The sequence below is a fragment of the Acidovorax sp. KPB24-07 genome, assembly GCF_057543315.1.
Genome location: NZ_BAAJYS010000625.1, coordinates 1 through 1,455, shown reverse-complemented (window position 1 = coordinate 1,455; position 1,455 = coordinate 1). Strand labels below are relative to the sequence as shown.

The following is a 1,455-nucleotide window of genomic DNA, read 5'->3' as shown; positions in this document are numbered from 1 at the left end:
CCACCCCACCCCCGATGGCGGCGAGCGCCTGGGCGACAGCAGCCTGCTGGACCGATCGCCCCGGTCGCTGGCCGATGCCTGGGGCCGCGTGCGCGCGCAGCTGCACCCGGGCACGCCGCTGTTTCGCCATGCCACGCGCCTGTCGCTGGCGCTCGCGGCCGGCTGCATCGCCATGCAGCTCATCGACCCCGTGCACGGCTACTGGATTCCGCTGGCCACGCTGTTCGTGTGCCAACCCACCTACGGCGCCACCGTCACGCGCGTGTCGCAGCGCGTCGCCGGCACCGCCATCGGCCTGGTGGTCGGCTGGGCGCTGCTCAAGCTCTTTCCCAGCCCGCCGCTGCAGGCGCTCTTCGCCGTGGCGGCGGGCGTGCTGTTCTTCGTCACCCGCACCACGCGTTACCTCACGGCCACCGCCGCCATCACGCTGCTGGTGCTCATGTGCTTCAACCAGGCCACCGGCGAGGCCCACGCGCTGATCCTGCCGCGCCTGCTCGACACCCTGATCGGCAGCGCCATCGCCACCGCCGCCATGATGGTCGTGCTGCCCGACTGGCAGGGCCGGCGACTGGCCGCCGTGGCCGCGCAGGCCCTGCAGGCCAACGGGCAGTACCTGCGCGAGATCATGTCGCAGTACGCCACCGGCAAGGACGACGACCTCGATTACCGACTGGCCCGCCGCACCGCCCACAACGCCGACGCCGCCTTCTCCACCGCCCTGTCGCACATGCTGCGCGAGCCCCGCCACGTGCGCTCGCATTCGCAGGCCGGCATGCGCATGCTGGTGCTGTCGCACACCCTGCTCAACTACCTCTCGGCGCTGGGCGCGCACCGCGGCCAACTCGCCGAAGGCGTGGATGACCCACTGGTACAGGAGGGCGCCCGCTACGCCGTCGAGCGCCTCGAAGCCGTTGCCCGCGCCCTGCGCACCCGCGAGGCCCTGGAGGGTGACGCAGCCCACGGCGAAACGCTGGCCACCGCGCTGGAACAGGCCGCCGATGCCGCACCGGACACCCTGCGGCTGGTGCAGACGCAACTGGCCCTGGTGTGCCGGCAATTGGCCCTGCTGCAGGCCCTGGCCACGCAGCTGGCGGCGCGCGCTCCGGTGGCGCCGGCATAGAGGCACGGCACGCCCCGCCTGGCAAAACCGTGCCCCATGGCGTTCGAAACCGGTCACCGAAAGCCCTGGTGAAAGTGATTTGCTTTTGGGTTACGTCACGTAACCAGAAAACCGTTTGGCATCGCGCCGAGCGCCTTCTTTGCTCCGAGAATCCGCAGTTCCAAAAAACAGGCGATCAAGGACGAGGGAGGTTGCATGAAGGACATGGTCAAGGTAGACCAGGAGCGGCTGCGTGCGCAGCTGGAGAAAAAGCTGCCGCCGAAGGTGCGGCTGTTTCAGCTCAACGATATTCCTGGCGTGATGCGCTCGCGCATGGGGTGGCCGGTGGCGGCGGC

General features: G+C 69.9%; 1 protein-coding gene and 1 pseudogene. Both read left to right on the top strand.

Features of this window, described 5'->3' with window-relative positions:
- Window positions 1-1,120 (top strand): FUSC family protein (locus AC27IQ_RS24495; protein WP_487091135.1); only part of this gene is annotated, 1,120 nt, incomplete at its 5' end.
- 195 nt (window positions 1,121-1,315) lie between these two features.
- Window positions 1,316-1,455 (top strand): annotated as a pseudogene (locus AC27IQ_RS24490) (DUF6402 family protein); the annotation flags it as partial.